This is a genomic window from Streptomyces longispororuber, from assembly GCF_024448165.1.
Taxonomy (GTDB): Bacteria; Actinomycetota; Actinomycetes; order Streptomycetales; family Streptomycetaceae; genus Streptomyces; species Streptomyces longispororuber_A.
Window position 1 is genome coordinate 62,855 of the sequence record NZ_JAMOLN010000014.1, and the last position, 18,779, is coordinate 81,633.

An 18,779-nucleotide genomic window follows, 5' to 3' on the forward strand; every position below is an offset into this window, starting at 1 on the left:
TCGGTAGCCGACGGGCTCCGCGCTAGAGCGTCTCCTCCGTCACGTCCACCCCTGTCGACCTGCGGTTCCAGGCCCGCGGCGCCCGCCAGTGGTAGCGCATCGCGAGCAGCCGCAGGATGAAGGCGGTGAGCACGGCGGTGCTGCTGCTGAAGGCGTTGAGGGTGTCGAACCGGATGCACAGGACGACGATCACGGCGCCGACCATGGCCGGGACCGCGTACAGGTCGCGGTCCCAGCGCACGAGCGAGGGCACCTCGTTGGCGATGATGTCGCGCAGCACACCGCCGCCGACCGCTGTGGCGAGGCCGAGCGCGGCGGACGCGGTGAGGCCGAGCCCGTAGTCGTACGCCTTGGTCGTGCCCGTGACGCAGAACAGGCCGAGGCCCGCCGCGTCGAAGACGTTCACGGCCGTCTGGGTCCGCTCGACCTCCGGGTGCAGGAAGAAGACGAGCGCGGCGGCGACCAGCGGGGTCGTGAAGTAGCCCAGGTCGGTGAAGGCGGCCGGCGGTACGGCGCCGATGACCAGGTCACGGAAGACCCCTCCGCCCAGGGCGGTGACCTCGGCCAGCGCGGCGATCCCGAAGACGTCCCAGTTCTTGCGGACGGCCATCAGGGCACCGGAGATCGCGAAGACGAAGATGCCGATGAGGTCGAGCCAATGCTGGACGGAGGGGGTGAACAGTTCCTGGATCACCCGAACATTTTGCCTGCCGGTCAGGGCGCTACAGACTCGGCTTGCCCGTCGTGAACAGCCAGGTGTCGAAGAGGTCGTCCAACTGCTGCCCGGAGACCCGCTCGGCGAGGGCGATGAAGTCGGACGTCTGCGCGTTGCCGTAGCGGTGCAGCTTCGTCCACGTCGGCAGCAGCTTGAAGAACGCCTTGTCACCGATGCGCTCGCGGAGCATCTGGAGGGTCATCGCGCCGCGCTGGTAGACCGCGGAGACGAACATCGTGTCGCGCTGCGGGTCGCCGACCTTCGTCTGCCAGAAGGCGGAGTTCGCCGGTCGGGAGTTGTAGCCCGCGAGGAACGAGTCGTGGGCGGAGGCGCCGCCCTTGTGCTCGGTCCACAGCCACTGCGCGTACGTGGCGAAGCCCTCGTTCAGCCAGATGTTCTTCCACTGCTCGACGGAGACGGAGTCGCCGAACCACTGGTGGGCCAGCTCGTGCACGATCGTCGACTCGGAGCGGACGGCCGAGTAGATGGGCTTGGACTGGGTCTCCAGGGAGAAGCCCGCCTGCGGCATGTCGTCGACGATCGCGCCCGTCTCCTCGAACGGGTACGGGCCGAAGACGCTCGCCCAGTAGTCGGTGGCCTCGGCGGTCACCGCGTACACGTCGACGGTGTTGCTGTTCGCGAGGACCGGGTCGATGGCGACGTAGATGGGCGTGCCGGCCGGCGTCCGGCCCGACTTCACGTCGAAGGTGCCGATCGTGGCGGTCGCGAGATAGGTCGCCATCGGCTTCGACTCGCGCCAGTGGTGGACGGTCCGCGTGCCCTTGTCGGTGTCGTACGTGTCGACGAGCCGGCCGTTGGACACGCCCGTGAGGCCCTTGGGGGCCTTGATGCGGATGTCGTACGTCGCCTTGTCGGCGGGGTGGTCGCTGGACGGGAACCAGGTGGAGGCGGCGTTCGGCTCGCACGCGACGAAGACGCCGTCGGTGGTCTTCATCCAGCCGTAGTCCGAGCCGAAGACGATGGGGCCGCTGAGGGCCTCGGGGACGCCGCCGTACGTGACCGTGACCGTGAACGTGGCGTTCTTGCGCAGCGCGGTGCGCGGGGTGACCACGATCTCGTCGCCCGAGCGGCTGAACTGCGCGCGTCTGCCGTTCACCTCGACCCCGGTGACCGTGAGCTTCTGCAGGTCGAGGTCGAAGGAGGAGAGGTTCTGGGTGGCGCGGGCGGTGAGGGTGGTGCGGCCGTCGAGGCGGTCCGTGGCCGGGTCGTACGCGACGTCGAGCGCGTAGTGGCGGGCGTCGAAGCCGCCGTTGCCGAGCTGCGGGAAGTACGGGTCGCCGATGCCGTCGGAGCCGGGGGTGGGGGCTGGAGCCGCGGCGATCAGGGTGAACGAGGCCGCCGCGACGGTGAGGGCGGCGAGGCGTGCCGAACGGGAGAGAGCCATGGGCGTGCGTCCCTTCGAGCGTGTTCCGGTGTATCGGACACGGAGACACTGCCGTTCGAAGGGCGACGTGTACATGACCCTTGCGGGTCATATCGGGTGCAGATACGGCGAAGGTGCCGCCGCCCCGGGTGACGGGGCGGCGGCACCTCGGGGTGCTACTTGTCGTCCGCGGCCGGGGCGTCGGACGCGGTCGGCGCGTCGGCCGCGGGGGCGTCGGCTGCCGGGGCGTCCACCGCCGGGGCATCGGCTGCCGGCGCGTCTGCCGCCGGGGCGTCGGTCGCCTGGGCGTGCGCCGCCGGAACCTCAGCCGCCGGGGCATCGCCTGCCGGAGCCTCAACCGCCGAAGCCTCAACCGCCGAAGCCTCCGCCGCCGGGGCGTCCGCCGCCGGGTCGTCTGCCACCGGGGCATCGCCTGCCGGAGCGTCGGCCGCCGGAGCATCGCCTGCCGGAGCCTCCGCCGCCGAAGCATCGGTCGCCCGGGCGTCGGTCGCCGGAGCAGCCGCCGCCGAAGCCTTCACCGCCGAAGCCTCCGTCGCCGAGACGTCCGCCGACGACGACGCCTCCGTCGTCTCCGGCTCGTCCGCCGGTGCCGCCGGGGCCGGGACCGTCACCACGTCGATCGCCTCCTTGGCCACCGAGAGGAGCTGGGTGTCCTCGGGGGCCTGGTCGGCGGCGTTCTCCGGGTGGTGGCAGGCGACCTGGTGACCCGTGGCGAGCGGGATCAGCGGCGGCTCCTTCGTCGCGCAGATCTGCGTCGCCTTCCAGCACCGCGTGTGGAAGCGGCAGCCGGAGGGCGGGTCGATCGGCGAGGGCACGTCGCCGCGCAGCAGGATGCGCTCGCTCTTGGTGCCGCGGCGCTTGGGGTCCGGCACGGGCACCGCGGAGAGCAGCGCCTTCGTGTACGGGTGCATCGGCTTCGAGTAGAGGTCGTCGCGGTCGGCCAGCTCCACGATCTTGCCCAGGTACATCACCGCGATGCGGTCCGAGACGTGCCGGATGACCGAGAGGTCGTGCGCGATGATCACGTACGTCAGGCCGAGCTCGTCCTGGAGGTCGTCCAGCAGGTTGACGACCTGCGCCTGGATGGAGACGTCGAGCGCCGAGACCGGCTCGTCGGCCACCACGAGCTTCGGCCGCAGGGCCAGCGCCCGGGCGATGCCGATGCGCTGCCGCTGACCGCCGGAGAACTCGTGCGGGTAGCGGTTGTAGTGCTCCGGGTTGAGGCCGACGCGCTCCAGGAGGTCCTGGACCGTCTTCTTCACCCCGCCCTCGGGCTTCACGCCCTGGAGGCGGAACGGCGTGCCCACGATCGTGCCGATGTTGTGGCGCGGGTTCAGCGACGAGTACGGGTCCTGGAAGATCATCTGCACGTCACGGCGGAGCGGACGCATCCCGCCCGTGCCGAGGTGCGTGATGTCCTTGCCCTCGAACTCGACGCGGCCGCCGGTGGGTTCGAGCAGCCGGGTGATCAGCCGCCCCATCGTCGACTTGCCGCAGCCGGACTCGCCGACGACACCGAGGGTCTCCCCCGCGCGCACGTCGAAGCTGATGCCGTCGACCGCCTGCACGGCCGCGACCTGCCGCTTGAGCAGGCCCTTCCTGATCGGGAAGTGCTTGACCAGGCCGTCGACCTTGAGCAGCGGTTCGCCGGCCTCGGCGTCCGGTGAGGTCGTCACCTGCTGGGGGATCGAAGGGGTCGTCATCTCGGGTTCGGGTCCTTTGGCGTCCGTCACAGCTTCGGCGCAATCTCTTCGGTCCAGATCCGCTCCCGCTCCTCGGCCGCCATGTGGCAGGCGGAGAAGTGGCCGGAGCCGACCTCGCGCAGTTCGGGGCGCTCGGTGCGGGTGATGTTGTCCTTGGGGACGTCCGCGTAGGGGCAGCGCGGATGGAAGGCGCACCCGCTCGGCAGGTTGATCAGGCTGGGCGGGGAGCCCTTGACCGGCGTGAGGCGCTCGGTCTGCTCCCGGTCGATCCGCGGCATCGACCCCAGCAGGCCCCAGGTGTAGGGGTGTTGGGGCTCGGTGAAGACCTTGGTGGCGTTGCCGCGCTCGACGCACCGGCCGCCGTACATCACGAGCAGCTCGTCGGCCATCTCCGCGACGACACCGAGGTCGTGCGTGATCATGATGACGGCCGAGCCGAACTCCTTCTGGAGGTCGCGGATCAGGTCCAGGATCTGCGCCTGCACCGTCACGTCGAGGGCCGTGGTCGGCTCGTCGGCGATGAGCAGCTCGGGGTTGTTGACGAGCGCCATGGCGATCATCGCGCGCTGGCGCATGCCGCCGGAGAACTCGTGCGGGTAGGCGTCGACCCGCTTGTCGGGCTGCGGGATGCCGACCCGGTCGAGCATCTCGATCGCCCGCTTGCGCGCCGTCTTCTTGTCGACGTCGTGGTGGACCCGGTACGCCTCCACGATCTGCTTGCCGATCGTGTAGTACGGGTGCAGCGCGGACAGCGGGTCCTGGAAGATCATCGCCATGTCGCGGCCGCGCAGCTTGCGCACCTTGTTCGGGTCGCCCGTGAGCAACTCGGTGCCGTCCAGCCAGATCTCGCCGCTGATCTGCGCCTTGCGCCGGCCGTACTGACCCGCTGTGTGCAGGCCGAGGATGCCGAGCGACGTCACCGACTTGCCCGATCCGGACTCGCCGACGATGCCGAGGGTGCGGCCCTTCTCCAGCGAGAAGGACAGCCCGTCGACGGACTTGACCAGGCCGTCGTCGGTCGGGAAGTGCACCTTGAGGTCGCGGACCTCGAGGAAGGCGCGGGGTGCACCGGAAGCGGAGACGGGTTCACCGACCGCCGCTCCGGTCTTGTGCAGATCGGTCATCCCAGCCTCACTCGCGGGTCGATGACGGCGTACAGAAGGTCCACGACGAGGTTGGCGACGGCGATCGCGAGGGCCGCGAAGAGCGTCACGCCGAGGATCACGGGCAGGTCCTTGTTGCTGATGGCCTGGACCGCCGCGAGGCCGAGGCCCGGCAGGTTGAACGTGGACTCGGTGAGCACGGCGCCGCCGAGCAGCACACCGAGGTCGAGTCCGAAGACGGTGAGGATCGGGGTCATCGCGGAACGCAGGGCGTGCCGGGTGATGACGGCGGGTTCACCGAGTCCCTTGGCGCGCGCGGTGCGGATGTAGTCCTCGCCCAGGATCTCCAGCATGGTGGCTCTGGTGAGGCGGGCGTACATCGCGGCGTTGAGGAAGGCGAGCACGATCCACGGCAGGATCAGCGTCTGCAGCCAGGTGCCGATCGAGTCGTCGGTCGAGAGGCTGTCGGCGATCTTGACCCAGCCGAGGCTGTGGACGAAGACCCCCATCGCGACCATGCCGGTGAAGAAGACCGGCAGGGAGACACCGCCGAGGGCGATGGTCATGGCGGAGCGGTCCCAGACGGTGCCGCGCTTGAGGGCGGAGAGCACACCGGTGGCGACACCGGCGGCCAGCCACAGGACACAGGCACCGGCGGCGAGCGCCAGGGTGACGGGCAGCGCGTCCTTGAGGGTGTCCCAGACGGGCGCTTCGGTGCGGAACGAGTACCCGAAGCAGGGCGCTGCGCAGTGGGTCACGTCATTGCCGTTGACGTAGTCCCGGCCCATCGGGATGCCCTTGACGAAGTCCCAGAACTGGACCAACACGGGGTCGTCCAGGCCGAGTTTGACCCGGATACCGGCGAGCTGCTCGGCTCCGGTGGCCTTGCCGGCGAAGAGGACGGCGATGTCCTGACCCGCCCATTTGGGCAGCATGAAGAAGATGGTGAAGGTCGCGAGCAGAACGACGAGCACCATGATGACTACGGCGAACAGGCGCCGGATGAGATAAGCAAGCACTGTGCGCGGCCGCGGCGGTCACCGGCGCCCCTTGTGGGGGCCTCGGTCATCGCCAGGGGCCATCACCTGCCCTTCGGACTGGCGGGTTTCGGCGGCTAAGCAGGAGAGGGGCCGGGCACCGGATCGACTCCGGTGCCCGGCGGGGGTGTTACTTGACGACGCCCAGCGAGGCGTAGTCGTAGCGGCCGTTGTACGCGTCGGACATGTAGACGTTCGTCAGACGCGGACCACGCCAGGTGATGTTCTTCTCGTAGATGAAGGGCATCCAGTCGGCCTGGTCGAGGATCCGCTTGTCGAGCTCCTCGTAGATCTTGCCGGCCGCCTCGGGGTCGGTCTCGGCGATGGCCTTGTCGAAGAGGCCGTCGATCTTCTTGTCCTTGATCTGGGACTCGTTGTAGTTACCCGTGTCCGCGAGGAAGCGGCTGTCCCACAGCGGCTGGCCGAAGCCCTGGCCGGACGGGAAGTCCGGGCCCCAACCGCTCATGGTCATGCCGTAGCCGCGGGCCTTGACGACCTTCGGCGAACCGGTGATCGCGGAGGTCTCGGCGCCGTCCAGGGCGTCCACCTCGAGCTTGATGCCGACCTTGCCGAGCTGCTCCTGGAGCGCCTCGGCGGTGTCGACCTCGCCCGGGTTGTTGTTGCGCGCGGTGATCTTCGTGGAGAAGCCGCCCGGCTTGCCGCACTGCTTGAGCTCGTCCTTGGCCTTGGCGGCGTCCGGCTTGCCCTTGCGCTCGATGACGCCGTACGGGTCGTAGTCGCTGTGACCCTTGATGGAGACCGGCAGGGTCGAGTTGGCGATGTCGCCACCGGCCAGCTTGCCGCCGCGGACCTGCTGGAGGCCGGCGAAGTCCGTCGCGTAGAACACGGCCTTGCGGCAGTGGACGTTGTCGAACGGCTTGGCGGTGTGGATCAGGGCGACGTAGCGGACGAAGGAGGTCCGCATGTTGTCGACGCTGTCACGGTGGTCCTGGACGGCGGTGACGCGACCCGACTGGGTCATGCCGGTGCCGTTCAGGTCGACGTCGTAGTCGCCTTCCATCAGGCGCTTGTCGTTCTCCTCCAGGTTGGCGGAGATCGTCACGTCGATCTTGTCGGGCAGCGCCGCACGGATCGGGTCCGAGGCCTTGGACCACTTGTCGTTGCGGACCAGCACGATCTTCTTGTTGGCCTTGTACGACTCGAACTTGTACGGGCCCGCGGAGAACGGCTTCTGGGTGTACTTGGCGCCCGTGTCCTTGTCCTGCTTGACCGGCGAGCCGGACGGCATGGCGAGGAACTGCTCGAAGTCACCGTTGGGCTTGGGCAGCTTGAAGACGATCGTCTTGTCGTCGGGCGTCTCGATCGCCTTCAGGCCCAGCTTGTCCTTGGCCTTGTCCTTGTACGGACCCTTGTACTCGAGCTTCGGGTCGAGGTTCTGCTGGAGGTACTGCGGACCACCGGTGATGGTGTCCTTCGCCCAGATGCGCTCGATGCCGTACTTGACGTCCTTGGAGGTGATCGGCGAGCCGTCCTCCCACGTCACGCCGTCGCGCAGCGTGTACGTGTACGTCTTGCCGCCGTCCGTGATCTTGGCGTTGTCCGTGGCCAGGTCGGGGACCAGCTCGGTGGAGCCGGCGCCCGCCTTGGGGGCGTAGGTGACCAGCTGACGCGTGTAGAAGCGCATGAAGTCCCACGACATGCCGTAGTAGGCACGCTGGGGGTCGGCCGAGTCGAGGTCCTGCTTGCCGACCATCTTCAGCGTGCCCCCCTTCTTCGTGGAGGCGTTGGCGATCTTGTTGTACGCCGCGTCGTAACCGGCGCCCTTCGACGAACCCTTGGAGTTGTCGTCGCCGTCGCCGCCGCCGCACGCCGTGGTCGTCACCAGCGCCGCGACCACGAGGGCCGCGCCGGCGGCGAGCCGTCGTTTCGAGGAACTTGTGGGCATTTTCTCGTAACCTCCGAGATCGCGGTCCTGGGCACACTGCCGGAGAACCATGGAGTCAAGCCACCTGACGGTGCGGCAGGGGCAGGTCGTGTGGGCCTGTCGGGCCTTACCGGGTGCCCTTCGGGTCGAGCGCGTCGCGCAGCCCGTCACCGAAGAGGTTGAACGCCAGGACCGTGATGAAGATCGTGACGCCGGGGAAGACCATGAACATCGGGTCGTGCTCGTACGTCTCCAGGGCGTCGCGGAGCATGCCGCCCCAGGACGCCGTGGGCGGCCGGACACCCGCACCGAGGAAGCTGAGCGCCGCCTCCGTCAGGATGTTCGTCGGGATCATCAGCGTCATGTAGACGACGATCGGCGCGACCAGGTTCGGCAGCAGTTCACGGAAGAGGATGTGCCGCGAGCCACCGCCCAACGACCGTGCCGCTTCGACGTATTCGCGCTCGCGCAGCGAGAGCGTCTGGCCGCGCACGATGCGTCCGATGTACGGCCAGCCGAAGAAGCCGATGACCAGGACGAGGACGGCGATGCGCACCCCGCTGCCCGTCAGACCCAGCAGGTCGTCCGGGAGCACCGAGACCAGGGAGATGATGAAGAGCAGCTGCGGGAACGAGAGCAGCACGTCCATCACACGGCTGATCAGGGCGTCGATCCAGCCGCCGAAGTAGCCGGCGATGATGCCGAACAGCGTGCCCAGCGCCACCGCGACGATGGCGGCGAGGAACGCCACGAGGAGCGAGATCCGGGCGCCGTAGACGACCCGGCTGAACACGTCCCGGCCCTTGTTCGGCTCGACGCCGAACAGGTAGTCACCGCTCACGCCGCCGAGCGAGCCGGTGGGCAGGTTCGTCAGGGGGTCGAGCTTGTCCTGGTGGAACTCGTTCGGCGGGTGGCCGAGCAGACTGACGATGAGCGGGGCGAAGATCGCCACCAGAACCAGGAAGACGACAACGATGCCACCACCGAGGGCGACCTTGTCCCGCTTCAGGCGGTTCCAGGCGATCTGCTTCAGCGACCGACCCTCGACCTTGCGAACACCTTCGCTCGCGGCGGCGTCGACCGGTGCGGTCGGTTCCGCTTCCGCAGTCGTGTCGTGCAATGGTGCCGTCATCGTGGCAAGGACCCCTCTCAACCGGCGGTGACCGGCCCGCACTTGCCGCTGTAGCGGCTTTGGTTCAGTCCGTGGAACTCGTCGTACACAGAGGCGAAACCCCTTGGAGCGGGAGTCTTCAACCTGTGTGCGATCTGTTGCCAGACTTGACGGGGAAAGGATGCCTAAACGTGATGCTGTCTGGGGGGTTCCGTTATCCGGACGGCCGTGAACGGCGTGCGGACGGTGGGCAGTTGGGGTGGAAGTAGCGCCAGTCCGGACATTGGGGCCACAAGCGCCGTTCTCTCCGCAACCCGCCCCTTCCCGAAATCACCGCCGTGCGGAGGGAGTTGAGGGAGGCCGAAGAGGACAAAGCGGTCAGTACGACGCGCCGTACGGCGGCGGATACCCGTAGCCCCCGCCGGCCTGCCCCGCGGGAGCGACGTGCGCCTCGCGGTCGTAGAACGGCCGCGCGTTCGCGCGCAGCCACATCGCGACCGGGTCGTACTCGTCGGACATCGCGACGGTGGACACCGGCAGCCCGTCCGGCACCGAGGAGATCGACTGCTGCATCATCGCGCGGACCGCGTCCACCGACGCCGGGGACGTGTCGTACACGTCGAGGCCGATGGCCAGGTACGGGGCGCCGAGCGTCGGCTGCACCCAGGCCCGGCGCAGCGAGCGGACCGCCGTCGTGCGGTGCGCGTTCTGCGCGAGCACCGCGTAGAACTGGGGGATCTCGATGGTCGGCTCGGAGAGCCGGAGCGGTCCCGCGGGCTGTCGGTCCAGGCCGCCCGCGATGCGCCGCAGGTCCAGCCAGGGCACACCGACTCCCCCGCCGGGCGCGTGCGGGTTCAGCCAGAGGCCGTAGTGGTCGGGGTAGAGCGTGCGGGCCGCGTCGACGCCGCCGACCACCTCGTAGGCACGGGACCAGCCGGAGGCGGAGAGCTCCTGGGCGGAGGTGACGCAGGGGGCGTACGAGAAGCCGTCCACATCCATGTTCCCGTACTGGGCGTCCGGGGAGCCGGCCTGGCCGTGCCAGAGCAGCATCCAGACCTGGCCCGACGCGGGGTCGGCGAGGGCCTTGAGGAGCGCCTCGTACGCGTCGTAGCGCCCGGGGGTCACCTGGCGCAGCATGTGCTCGACCTGTCCGGCCGCGGCCGTGCCCGACGCACTCACCCGTAACCGCCCCTTCGTGAACTGCTGCCAGTCCGTGTTTCGCCAGTTCGCCCGATCGTCCATCACCGGTGGGTGTGACGCCGCCCGGTCAGGTCATGAAACCAGCTTAAGCGGCGTTACTGACACCGACTTGACGGACGGCGTCACCGTTCCTGTACGTAGAACGGACGTACGTGCGTGCGTAGCCAGTCGGCCACCGGGTCCTGGGTGACGTCGAGGAAGACCAGGTTCACCGGCCAGACGACCCCCGCACGGCCCAGCGCGCGGCCGAGCGCGTCCAGCGGGACGTCGCGCGCGGCGCCGGGCTCACCGGCCAGTTCCACGCCGATGAAGAGGGACGGCGCGCCGTCCTCGACGACCGCGAGGCAGCGCCGGGCGGTCAGCACCGTGCCGGCCGCCGCGAACTCCTCGCGCACGGCCGCCAGGAAGTCGACCGGGTCGTCCTGCCAGTCCGGCTCGGACAGCACGACGCGCCCGCCGGTGGACGGGCCGTCCAGCGGGGTGCGGCCGCCGCGGGCCAGTTCGGCGACGGCGGGCGGCGGCAGCGGGACGCCGATGGTGCCGTCGGGGTTCACGGCGAGTCCGACCTGCGGCGGCAGTCCGCGCGCGAACTCGACGGCCGGGGCCACGGTGCAGTCCATCCGGCCGCCGGTGACCTGCATGAACTCCTGCTCGGAGCTGAACACGGGGACGTAGGCCTGGCCCTCGATCTCCAGGGTGGGCAGATCGAGGTCGCGGCTGGCCTGGCCGCCGCCCTTGGGCAGCGGGATCCACACGTGGCTGCGGCCGAGCACCTCGACGATGCGGCCGCCCGCCTCGGGCCGGCCGAGCGCCGCTGCGAGGACCTCCTCCAGCTCGTTCGCGGGCCAGCCCTGCGAGGGGTGGGCGTGTCCGCCCTCCTGGCCCTGGGAGTAGTGCTCGTGCCCCTGCTCCGGGGTGCCCGGCGTGTCCATAGCTGTCTTCAACCTCTGCTCTGCCCGCGCGCGGCCTCTCCTGCGCGAGGCCGACGATAACGCCTACCCCCGGGGGACACCCTCCGCATCCGTCCGGTCGCCCAGGGCCGCGGCGGGCGGCGGGCGGCGGGCCGGTCAGTCCTCGCGGAACGTGATGCCGCTGAGCACGTCCGTCGCCGCGCGGTCGAGCAGCACCGCCGACTCGATGCCGGCCGGCAGGTCGCCGCGCTCCGTCGACGTGACGAGCGCGCCCACCGCCCTGCGGTGCCGGGCGAAGGCGTACCGCGACACGCCCCGGCCCCGGTCCCGCTGGCCCGCCAGGGCGGTGTCCGGCGGCACGTCGAGGAGCATCAGGTGGACGGCCGCGCCGCGCCGCCTCGCGGTGCGCGTCACCCAGCGGCGCACCCAGGCCTGGGTGCCGCAGTCGTGCACGACGACGCTGGCGCCGGAGCGCATGGCCCGGCGCAGCCCCACGTAGTGCGCGACGCGGACGAGGGGCCGGTACAGCGCGTACGGGACGAAGCGCGGCACCCGGGCCGCCCAGCGCTCCCGGGTGTCCTGCGAGTCGACGCGCACGACCGTGACGGCGCGCCGCATCAGGGTGGACTTCCCGCTGCCGGGCAGTCCGGAGATCACGACGAGATCACCCGCCGCGAAGCCGATCCTGCGCGGGGTGCGGCCGCCGCGCCCGCGCAGGTCCCGCACCGAGCGCTGGCGCGGGATGCGCACTCCGGCCACCGCTCCCGCATACGCACCCGCGACTGCCTTGTGCACCGTGATCGTCCTCCCCGTTCCGGTCACGCCACTGTTGCCCGCCAAGTGTAAAGAGAAGGTAATGCCCTACGGAGGGTTTCCCCGTTCCACGGGCATGCAATGATGTGCGCGCAAACTGCATACCGGCCGCTTGAATCCGCGCGGGAGAGTTCCGGAACTCGTCGAAGACTGTGACGAGTGCCCGGACGCCGAAGGAGCAAGTTCCTCCCTTGAATCTCTCAGGCCCCGTACCGCGCGGGCGAGGCAGATCTGAAAAGCGGGCCGCCCTGCGACACGGCGGCCCCACCCAAGGTGCAAGCCCCTCGGGGCGAACCTCTCAGGTTCCGATGACAGATGGGGAGGACTACCTCGCCATCTGCCATGCCCGGGAGCACCAGCCATGACCGTCACCCCTCCTCGTCTGACCGCCCTCGACGCCCTGCACCGTTCGCTGGGCGCCACGATGACCGACTTCGCCGGCTGGGACATGCCCCTGCGCTACGCCAGCGAGCGTGACGAGCACAACGCCGTGCGTACCAAGGCCGGTCTGTTCGACCTGTCCCACATGGGCGAGATCACGGTGACCGGTCCGGCCGCCGCCGACCTGCTCAACCACGCACTCGTGGGCAACATCGGTTCCGTCGGCGTCGGCCGCGCCCGGTACACGATGATCTGCCGCGAGGACGGCGGCATCCTCGACGACCTGATCGTCTACCGGCTCGGCGAGACCGAGGCCCCCGAATACCTGGTCGTGGCGAACGCGGGCAACGCCCAGGTCGTCCTCGACGCCCTCACCGAGCGCGCCGCCGGGTTCGACGCCGAGGTGCGCGACGACCGGGACGCGTACGCGCTGATCGCCGTGCAGGGCCCGGACTCCCCGGCGATCCTGAAGTCGGTCACCGACGCCGACCTCGACGGCCTGAAGTACTACGCGGGCCTGCCCGGCACCGTCGCGGGCGTCGACGCGCTCATCGCGCGCACCGGCTACACCGGTGAGGACGGCTTCGAGCTGTTCGTCGCGCCGGCCGACGCCGAGAAGCTGTGGCAGGCGCTGACCGAGGCGGGCGCCCCGTACGGCCTGATCCCCTGCGGTCTGTCCTGCCGGGACACGCTGCGCCTGGAGGCGGGCATGCCGCTGTACGGGCACGAGCTGACCACCGCCCTCACCCCCTTCGACGCCGGTCTGGGGCGCGTCGTCAAGTTCGAGAAGACGTCGCACGGGGACGACTTCGTCGGGCACGACGCGCTGGTCGCCGCCGCCGCGCGCGCCGAGACCGCGCCGCCCCGCAAGCTCGTCGGCCTGATCGCCGAGGGCCGCCGGGTGCCGCGCGCCGGGATGTCGGTGGTGGCCGGCGGACAGGTGATCGGCGAGGTCACCTCCGGCGCCCCGTCGCCCACCCTCGGCAAGCCGATCGCCATCGCGTACGTGGACGCCGCGCACGCGGAGCCCGGCACGGCGGGCGTCGGCGTCGACATCCGCGGTACCCACGAGCCGTACGAGGTCGTGGCCCTGCCGTTCTACAAGCGCCAGAAGTAGCGCCTCCCAGCCCCGCCGTCAGCAGCACCTTCCCGCGTACAGGAGAATTCGCATCATGAGCAACCCCCAGCAGCTGCGTTACAGCAAGGAGCACGAGTGGCTGTCGGCCGTCGAGGACGGCGTCGCCACGATCGGCATCACGGAGCACGCGGCCAACGCGCTCGGTGACATCGTGTTCGCCCAGCTCCCCGAGGTCGGCGACACCGTCACCGCGGGCGAGAGCTGCGGCGAGCTGGAGTCGACCAAGTCGGTCTCCGACCTGTACTCCCCCGTCACCGGTGAGGTCGTCGAGGCCAACCAGGACGTCGTCGACGACCCGGCCCTGGTGAACTCGGCCCCCTTCGAAGGCGGCTGGCTGTTCAAGGTCCGCGTCTCCGAGGAGCCGAAGGACCTGCTCACCGCCGACGAGTACACCGAGTTCTCCGGGAGCTGACCCCTGATGTCCGTACTGAACGAGTCCCTGCACGAGCTTGACCCGGACGTCGCGGCCGCCGTCGACGCCGAGCTGCGCCGCCAGCAGTCGACCCTGGAAATGATCGCGTCGGAGAACTTCGCTCCGGTCGCCGTCATGGAGGCCCAGGGGTCGGTCCTCACCAACAAGTACGCCGAGGGCTACCCCGGCCGTCGCTACTACGGCGGCTGCGAGCACGTCGACGTCACCGAGCAGATCGCGATCGACCGGGTCAAGGAGCTGTTCGGCGCCGAGTACGCCAACGTGCAGCCGCACTCGGGCGCCTCCGCGAACCAGGCCGCCCTCTTCGCGCTCGCCAAGCCCGGCGACACGATCCTGGGCCTGGACCTGGCGCACGGCGGCCACCTCACGCACGGCATGCGCCTGAACTTCTCCGGCAAGCAGTTCGACGTGGTCGCGTACCACGTCGACGACTCTGGCCTGGTCGACATGGCCGAGGTCGAGCGCCTGGCGAAGGAGCACCGCCCGAAGGTGATCATCGCCGGCTGGTCGGCGTACCCGCGCCAGCTGGACTTCGCCGAGTTCCGTCGCATCGCCGACGAGGTCGAGGCGTACCTGTGGGTGGACATGGCCCACTTCGCGGGTCTCGTCGCCGCCGGTCTGCACCCCAACCCGGTGCCGTACGCCGACGTCGTCACGTCCACCACGCACAAGACGCTCGGCGGTCCGCGCGGCGGCATCATCCTCGCCAAGAAGGACTTCGCGAAGAAGCTGAACTCGTCCGTCTTCCCTGGCTTCCAGGGCGGCCCCCTGGAGCACGTGATCGCGGCCAAGGCGGTCTCCTTCAAGGTCGCGGCGAGCGAGGACTTCAAGGAGCGCCAGCAGCGCACGGTCGAGGGTGCCCGCATCCTGGCCGAGCGGCTGACCTCCGAGGACTCCCGCGCCCACGGCGTGAACGTGCTCTCCGGCGGCACGGACGTGCACCTGGTCCTCGTCGACCTGCGCGACTCCGAGCTCGACGGCCAGCAGGCCGAGGACCGGCTCCACGAGGTCGGCATCACGGTCAACCGCAACGCGGTCCCGAACGACCCGCGCCCGCCGATGGTCACCTCCGGCCTGCGGATCGGCACGCCGGCGCTCGCCACCCGCGGCTTCGGCGCCGAGGACTTCCGCGAGGTCGCCGACGTGATCGCCGAGGCCCTCAAGCCGTCCTACGACGGTGCCGCTCTGAAGGCCCGGGTGACCGCTCTGGCCGAGAAGCACCCGTTGTACCCCGGCCTGTAAGGGTTCCGAGGGAGTTACGTACCCTGGCGTACGTACGAACTTCCGGGGCACCGCGCACACTGGAACCACAGGAACCAGCGCGCGGTGCCCCTGCCGCTGTTCCCGGCGGTCACCGCTCTTCACGTTCCACGCTTTGCCGCACCACCCGGCAGACAACGGCGTCTACCACCCACCATTGGAGTACCACCGTGGCCATCTCGGTCTTCGACCTGTTCTCGATCGGCATCGGCCCGTCCAGCTCCCACACGGTCGGCCCGATGCGCGCGGCCCGCATGTTCGCGCGGCGCCTCAAGAACGAGGGCCTGCTGGCCCACACCGCCTCGATACGCGCCGAGCTGTACGGCTCGCTGGGCGCGACCGGTCACGGGCACGGCACCCCCAAGGCGGTGCTGCTCGGCCTGGAGGGCGAGTCCCCGCGCACGGTGGACGTCGAGACGGCCGACGAGCGCGTCGCGACGATCAAGGACTCCGGCCGGATCAACCTGCTCGGCGTGCACGAGATCGGCTTCGACCACGACGACGACCTGGTCCTGCACCGCCGCAAGGCCCTGCCGTACCACGCGAACGGCATGACGCTGTGGGCGTACGACGCCGACGGCGGGGAGCTGCTGAGCAAGACGTACTACTCGGTGGGCGGCGGCTTCGTCGTCGACGAGGACGCCGTCGCGGGCGACGACCCGATCATGCCGGACGACACCGTCCTCAAGTACCCCTTCCGCACCGGTGACGAGCTGCTGCGCCTCACGCAGGAGACGGGCCTGTCCATCCCGGCGCTGATGCTGGAGAACGAGAAGGCCTGGCGGACGGAGGAGGAGATCCGCGCGGGGCTGCTCGAACTCTGGCGGGTCATGCAGGCCTGCGTCTCGCGCGGCATGTCCCGCGAGGGCATCCTGCCCGGCGGCCTCAAGGTCCGCCGCCGCGCGGCGAGTTCGGCCCGCAAGCTGCGCGCCGAGGGCGAGCCCCTTGCCCACGCCATGGAGTGGATCACGCTGTACGCGATGGCCGTGAACGAGGAGAACGCGGCCGGCGGCCGGGTCGTCACCGCTCCGACGAACGGCGCGGCCGGCATCATCCCCGCGGTGCTGCACTACTACGTGAACTTCGTGCCCGGGGCCGACGAGGAGGGCGTCGTCCGCTTCCTGCTGTCCGCCGGGGCGATCGGCATGCTCTTCAAGGAGAACGCCTCGATCTCCGGCGCCGAGGTCGGCTGCCAGGGCGAGGTCGGCTCGGCCTGCTCGATGGCGGCGGGCGCGCTCGCCGAGGTCCTCGGCGGCTCCCCCGAGCAGGTGGAGAACGCGGCCGAGATCGGCATGGAGCACAACCTCGGCCTGACCTGCGACCCGGTCGGCGGCCTCGTGCAGATCCCGTGCATCGAGCGCAACGGCATGGCCGCGGTGAAGGCCGTCACCGCCGCCAAGATGGCGATGCGCGGCGACGGCTCCCACAAGGTGTCCCTCGACAAGGTCATCAAGACCATGAAGGAGACGGGCGCGGACATGAGCGTGAAGTACAAGGAGACCGCGCGGGGCGGTCTCGCGGTGAACATCATCGAGTGCTGAGCACCGCCCGGTACGGGCGCTCAGCCCACCCCGTGCGCCCTGGCCCGCTCCCGTAGCGTGCCCGGCGGCAGGCCGAGCCGGGACTCGGCGGCCTCGATCACCAGGTCGCCGAGGTCCAGGCCGTCCACCTGCGGGTCGCCCGAGTCGTCGGCGTTGGCGTACGTGCCCATGCCGTCGACGGCGATCAGGATGTGCACCGCCGCCCGCAGCGCACCCCCCTCGGCCTCGAAGCCGCCCTCCCCGATCAGCGCGACGAGTTCGCCGCGCGTCGCCGTCTCCTGGGCGGCGACCGCCCTGCGCAGCGGCTCCTTGAACCGGCTCAGGTGCCGGGCGTTCAGCCACAGCCGGCTCAGGTCGGCGTAGTCGCCGCCGGTCAGCCGCACGAGGAAGAGGCCGAGCCGGTCGACCGGGGCCAGCTCCCCTTCCGCCGCCGGCAGCAGCGTCTCCCGCTCCCCCGTGGCGGCGTACCCGAACGCCTCCGCGACCAGGTCGTCGGCGGCCGGGAAGTAGTGGCCGATCAGCCCCGGCCGCACCCCCAGCTCGTCCGCGACCCGGCGCAGCGTGATCAGTTCCAGGCCCTCCGCGAGCGCGACGCGGGCCGCTGCGCCCACGATCTCCGCGCGGCGCTCCTCGGGCGGCTTCCTGGTCCGCTTGGGCCGGTCCTCTTCCGCGGCTCTTGACGTCATACCGCGCAGCCTATTGGATGGGCGCCCAACAGCTTATTGGTCAGTCAACCAATAACCGTGCGAATGCGGCAGTGCCGCCGCAGTCCGAGAGGCCACGATGACCACACAACCGACCGAACGCGCAGGTCAGCCGGAGACCAGAGGCATCGACCTGGTCCTGGACGAGGAGCGCTCCGGACACCCCCGGCAGCTCTTCGCCGTCTGGGCCGCCCCCAACGTCAGCTATCTGAGCTTCGCGGTCGGCGCCTCCCTCATCCTGATGGGGCTCACGCTGCCCCAGGCGATCGGCGTGATCCTGGCCGGGAACCTGCTGTGGATCTGCACCGGCGTCCTGGCCGCGAGCGGACCGGCGGCCGGCACCAGTGGCTCGGTGATCTCCCGGGCGTTCTACGGAACCGTCGGCAACAAACTGGTCCTCGTCGTCACCGGCTGGCTGATCGCCTCCGCCTACCTGGCGCTCAACTGGTCGGCCGCCTCCGTCGCGGGCATCGGCCTCGCCGGGCAGTGGGGACTGCCGGACTCCGCCGCCCTCGACGCGGTGATCATCTGCCTCGTCGCGGGCGTCACCCTGCTCGTCGCCATCTACGGCTACGCCACGATCGTCCGCCTCTACGCCGCCCTCAGCGTGCTGCTCACCGTCGTGTTCATCGTGGTCACCGGGTACGTGCTGCACGCCGCCGACTGGTCCTACGCACCGGCCGAACCGCTGCACGGCGCCGCGCTGGCCGCCGCGCTCGGCGCCGGATTCACCATCATCGGGTCGACCGCGCTCTCGTACAGCAACAGCCCGGACCTCGCCCGCTACCTGCCGCGCGACAGCTCGATCACGGCCGTCGCGGGCTGGACCGCGTTCGGCGCGTACCTGCCCGGCGTGGTCTTCACCGCCGTCGGCGCGCTCGCCGCGACCGCCCTCGACATGACCGACCCGCAGGCGGCCCTGGAGTCGGTGCTGCCCGGCTGGTTCGTGCCGGTCTTCGTGCTCGCCGTCGTCCTCAACACCGTCGCGAACAACGGGATGACCGCCTACAGCGCGAGCCTGTCCATCCAGTCGGTGGGCGTCCGGCTCGCCCGGATCCCGGCCGTCCTGGTGATCGGCGCCCTCGGCACCGCGATGACGCTCTACGCGATCCTCGTCTTCGACTTCCTGACCAGCGTCAACACCATGCTCCAGCTGGTCGTCGTGATCACCGGACCGGCGATGGCCGTCGCCGTCACCGACCTCGCCCTGCGGCGCAACCGCTACCACGGCGCTGAACTGCTGCGCCAGGAGCGCGGCGGCCCGTTCTGGTACCGCGGCGGCATCCACTGGCCGGGCCTGCTCGCCCTGCTCACCGGCGGCCTCGTCTCCCTGATGTGGGTCAGCACCACCTTCTGGACCGGCCCCGTCGCCACCGCCCTGGGCGGCGTCGACCTGTCGATCCCGTCCGGCATGGCCGTCGCCGCCCTCGTCTACGGCG

At 70.2% G+C, this 18,779-nt stretch carries 16 protein-coding genes and 2 riboswitches; of the genes, 5 read left to right on the forward strand and 11 right to left on the reverse strand.

Translation table 11 applies throughout. From position 1 onward, the window contains the following. Positions 1-22 precede the first annotated feature (22 nt). The 10 genes from M4J07_RS06375 to M4J07_RS06420 form a co-directional block, all read right to left on the reverse strand. Positions 23-694 carry a trimeric intracellular cation channel family protein gene (locus M4J07_RS06375; RefSeq protein WP_255968201.1) on the reverse strand — a complete coding sequence of 224 codons (672 nt, stop codon included), beginning with the start codon at positions 692-694 and terminating at the stop codon, positions 23-25. A gap of 28 nt (positions 695-722) precedes the next feature. Then, positions 723-2,120, reverse strand: a complete 1,398-nt coding sequence (locus tag M4J07_RS06380; RefSeq protein WP_255968203.1) for a M1 family metallopeptidase — start codon at positions 2,118-2,120, stop codon at positions 723-725. Positions 2,121-2,275: 155 nt separating this feature from the next. Next, the gene (locus M4J07_RS06385) at positions 2,276-3,823 is read right to left on the reverse strand and encodes an ABC transporter ATP-binding protein (protein ID WP_255968205.1); all 1,548 of its coding nucleotides are present in this window, start codon (positions 3,821-3,823) and stop codon (positions 2,276-2,278) included. A gap of 26 nt (positions 3,824-3,849) precedes the next feature. Next, complete coding sequence (locus M4J07_RS06390) at positions 3,850-4,947, reverse strand: ABC transporter ATP-binding protein (protein WP_255968207.1); 1,098 nt, start codon at positions 4,945-4,947, stop codon at positions 3,850-3,852. Continuing rightward, on the reverse strand, positions 4,944-5,945 hold the full coding sequence (locus M4J07_RS06395; protein ID WP_255968209.1) for an ABC transporter permease: 1,002 nt from the start codon (positions 5,943-5,945) through the stop codon (positions 4,944-4,946). Before M4J07_RS06395 ends, M4J07_RS06390 begins: the two co-directional genes overlap by 4 nt. A gap of 148 nt (positions 5,946-6,093) precedes the next feature. After that, a complete protein-coding gene (locus M4J07_RS06400) occupies positions 6,094-7,869 on the reverse strand; it encodes an ABC transporter substrate-binding protein (RefSeq protein WP_255968211.1) in 1,776 nt (591 codons plus the stop codon). Between the two features lie 106 nt (positions 7,870-7,975). Continuing rightward, positions 7,976-8,980: an ABC transporter permease gene (locus M4J07_RS06405; RefSeq protein ID WP_255968213.1), complete on the reverse strand. Its 1,005-nt coding sequence runs from the start codon at positions 8,978-8,980 to the stop codon at positions 7,976-7,978. Between the two features lie 357 nt (positions 8,981-9,337). Then, a complete protein-coding gene (locus M4J07_RS06410) occupies positions 9,338-10,138 on the reverse strand; it encodes an enhanced serine sensitivity protein SseB C-terminal domain-containing protein (protein WP_255968236.1) in 801 nt (266 codons plus the stop codon). 143 nt (positions 10,139-10,281) lie between these two features. Further along, positions 10,282-11,091 carry an enhanced serine sensitivity protein SseB gene (locus tag M4J07_RS06415; protein WP_255968215.1) on the reverse strand — a complete coding sequence of 270 codons (810 nt, stop codon included), beginning with the start codon at positions 11,089-11,091 and terminating at the stop codon, positions 10,282-10,284. Positions 11,092-11,226: 135 nt separating this feature from the next. Beyond that, positions 11,227-11,796, reverse strand: coding sequence for an AAA family ATPase (locus M4J07_RS06420; RefSeq protein WP_374215003.1), 570 nt, complete (start codon positions 11,794-11,796; stop codon positions 11,227-11,229). Positions 11,797-11,996: 200 nt separating this feature from the next. Continuing rightward, a riboswitch (glycine riboswitch) is annotated at positions 11,997-12,108 on the forward strand. Continuing rightward, positions 12,109-12,208, forward strand: a riboswitch (glycine riboswitch). 36 nt (positions 12,209-12,244) lie between these two features. Between M4J07_RS06420 and gcvT the strand changes: the two genes are divergently transcribed. The 4 genes from gcvT to M4J07_RS06440 all read left to right on the forward strand — a co-directional run bounded on the left by gcvT (position 12,245) and on the right by M4J07_RS06440 (position 16,636). Next, the gene (gene gcvT, locus M4J07_RS06425) at positions 12,245-13,381 is read left to right on the forward strand and encodes a glycine cleavage system aminomethyltransferase GcvT (RefSeq protein ID WP_255968217.1); all 1,137 of its coding nucleotides are present in this window, start codon (positions 12,245-12,247) and stop codon (positions 13,379-13,381) included. Between the two features lie 55 nt (positions 13,382-13,436). Further along, entirely contained in the window at positions 13,437-13,814 is a 378-nt protein-coding gene (gene gcvH / locus M4J07_RS06430) for a glycine cleavage system protein GcvH (RefSeq protein WP_255968219.1), read from the forward strand. 6 nt (positions 13,815-13,820) lie between these two features. Next, positions 13,821-15,077, forward strand: coding sequence for a serine hydroxymethyltransferase (glyA, locus tag M4J07_RS06435; protein WP_255968221.1), 1,257 nt, complete (start codon positions 13,821-13,823; stop codon positions 15,075-15,077). A gap of 188 nt (positions 15,078-15,265) precedes the next feature. Next, complete coding sequence (locus M4J07_RS06440; RefSeq protein WP_255968223.1) at positions 15,266-16,636, forward strand: L-serine ammonia-lyase; 1,371 nt, start codon at positions 15,266-15,268, stop codon at positions 16,634-16,636. A 20-nt stretch (positions 16,637-16,656) separates the two neighbouring features. Here the strand turns inward: M4J07_RS06440 and M4J07_RS06445 are convergent, their stop codons facing one another. Beyond that, a complete protein-coding gene (locus tag M4J07_RS06445) occupies positions 16,657-17,322 on the reverse strand; it encodes a TetR/AcrR family transcriptional regulator (RefSeq protein ID WP_255968224.1) in 666 nt (221 codons plus the stop codon). Between the two features lie 97 nt (positions 17,323-17,419). On the opposite strand from M4J07_RS06445, the gene M4J07_RS06450 reads away from it, so the two are divergent. Then, a partial coding sequence (locus tag M4J07_RS06450; RefSeq protein WP_255968226.1) for a purine-cytosine permease family protein occupies positions 17,420-18,779 on the forward strand: 1,360 nt, incomplete at its 3' end.